The sequence below is a fragment of the Rothia sp. 27098_8_161 genome, assembly GCF_041432905.1.
In the GTDB taxonomy this organism is placed as follows: Bacteria; Actinomycetota; Actinomycetes; order Actinomycetales; family Micrococcaceae; genus Rothia.
Window position 1 is genome coordinate 1 of the sequence record NZ_JAPWAL010000042.1, and the last position, 1,951, is coordinate 1,951.

The 1,951-nt window shown below is 58.2% G+C and carries 2 protein-coding genes; both read right to left on the minus strand.

The window, feature by feature from the left end:
- Nucleotides 1-342 precede the first annotated feature (342 nt).
- A complete protein-coding gene (locus tag O3648_RS08175) occupies nucleotides 343-570 on the minus strand; it encodes a DUF3107 domain-containing protein (protein ID WP_279755062.1) in 228 nt (75 codons plus the stop codon).
- Between the two features lie 241 nt (nucleotides 571-811).
- A partial coding sequence (locus O3648_RS08180; protein ID WP_371569530.1) for a glutamyl-tRNA reductase occupies nucleotides 812-1,951 on the minus strand: 1,140 nt, incomplete at its 5' end.

Here is a 1,951-nt window from a genome sequence, read left to right on the forward strand (position 1 = left end):
GCCTGCACGCATGGTTCATTCATGATGAGAAGGCGGTGCAGCCTCGGGGTCTTGAAAGGGGTACGACCGGTCATTCACTTAACCCCTCAATATTAACCCGGATTTGCTTCTGGTGCACCCCCAAGCGGTTGTGGCGTGCGCCCGTGATGGGCGATATACCGCCCCAAAACCGGGTGTCGCGAGGCTTTTATGTGGGCGGCTTAAAACACAAATCCCCGCATCCGGCACGGCGTAACCTTACGGCGCATAAAGCGCACGCACACAGCGCATAAAGCGCGGTTACGCATCATGACGGATGCGGGGGGAGAGCTAAAGCTAAAGGGGAAATTGCTACCGAAGTAATTAGGCGCTGATACCGAAACCAACGTGACGCTTCGCGTCGGAACCCAGCTCAACGTAGCCAATTTGAGCGCCAGAAATCAGGGTGGTGTTGCCCTTATCGTCAGTAATCTGCAACAGGGATCCGTCCTCAATTGCCTTTGCGACCTTCTCGGTGATAACGTCCTTGGATTCGGTGGTCTCAACAACGATTTCGCGGGCGATGTGGCGAACGCCAATCTTGATTTCCATGAGTCTCCTCGCAGAATAGTCCGGCGCCGCCAAACGCGCGCCGGGTATGGGAACTGTCTTATCTAGCATCTACTCTAGCGTGAATGCGCCCATCGGCACCGTGAACGGGCGGTACTTCGCCGGGGGCTAATAAAATACTCGCCACCGGACGCGTGAAAAAGCGCGCGAAAACCCACACAAAACCCGTGCGAAAACGGGTTTAGGTATGCGAAGAATGCCAGAAAGAGCAGGGGAGAGGTTCTTAAGAGTCCTCCACCTGAATACCGTAGAGAGTCTCCAGTGCCTGTACGTAATCCTCCGTGCGGCCCTCCGCCGCAAGTTTCTTGGCGCGCACTGTCGGGGTGTGCAACAGGGATTTCACCATGCGACGCATCGCCAGCTCAAGCTGCTCCGTCGCCGCACCGCAACCAAACTGGCTACGCACCTTCTCCAGCTCGGAATCCAACACATCCATAGTGTGCGAGCGCAGCGCAACAATCGCGGAATCAATCGTGCGGGAACGCTGACGAGACAGGAACGCCGCCAGCTCAGACTCCACGATGCGCGTAGCCGTCGCCACGGATTCCTCGGTTTCCTCGGGCGCGGCAAGGCGCACCGATTCGAGGGTAATCAGCTCAACGTTCGGCAGGTCAGCAACCGAGGGATCAAAGTCACGCGAAAGTGCCAGGTCGAGGATCGTGTGGTGACCGCCCGGAATCTGTTCGGGAAGCAACGGATCAGAGCCGCCGGAGCAACCAATAATGACGTCGGCAGAAGCCATGGCCTGCTCCATGCCGTCCACCGGCACCGCAGAAACCTCGCGTTTTGCTGCGAACTCGGCGGCACGGCCCGAACGGGAATTGACCCAAATATCGGTGCAACCACGGTCGCGCAGAGCCGCAATGGTCGCGCCGGCGTAAGCACCCGTACCAAAAATCAGGGCGCGGCGGGTCGACCAATCCTTCTCGGCAACCTCATCCGCAAGATCGAGGGCGACAGATACAATGGAGCGGCCCTGAGCACCAAGAGCCGTATGCTGACCCACCTGACGAGCTGTATGCGCCGCGTGTTCAAATAGCTGAACCAGCTCACCGGGAAGGGGCACGCCGTCCTCTTGCGCTTTCGCCTGAGCAACAGCCAGGGCGCGGCGCACCTGACCGGTGATTTCACGCTCGCCAACCACAGCAGATTCTAAGCCGGAGGCGACCGTCAGCAGGTGGCGTGTAGCCTCATCATCGGCGTACACGTCGAAGCTGGAATTAACCAGTTCTTTGTCTAGCCCGGAGGTGTGCGCAATAGAGTCGACAATCAGCTCACGAACCATGGGGACATGGGCGGACACATGTAGTTGAACATACATTTCAAGACGGTTACAGGTGGCAAGAACGACTGCACCCTTCAC

Bases quoted from the DNA above. Each gene is read 5' to 3' on its own strand.
- O3648_RS08175 (WP_279755062.1), bottom strand. From the start codon at position 570: ATGGAAATCAAGATTGGCGTTCGCCACATCGCCCGCGAAATCGTTGTT.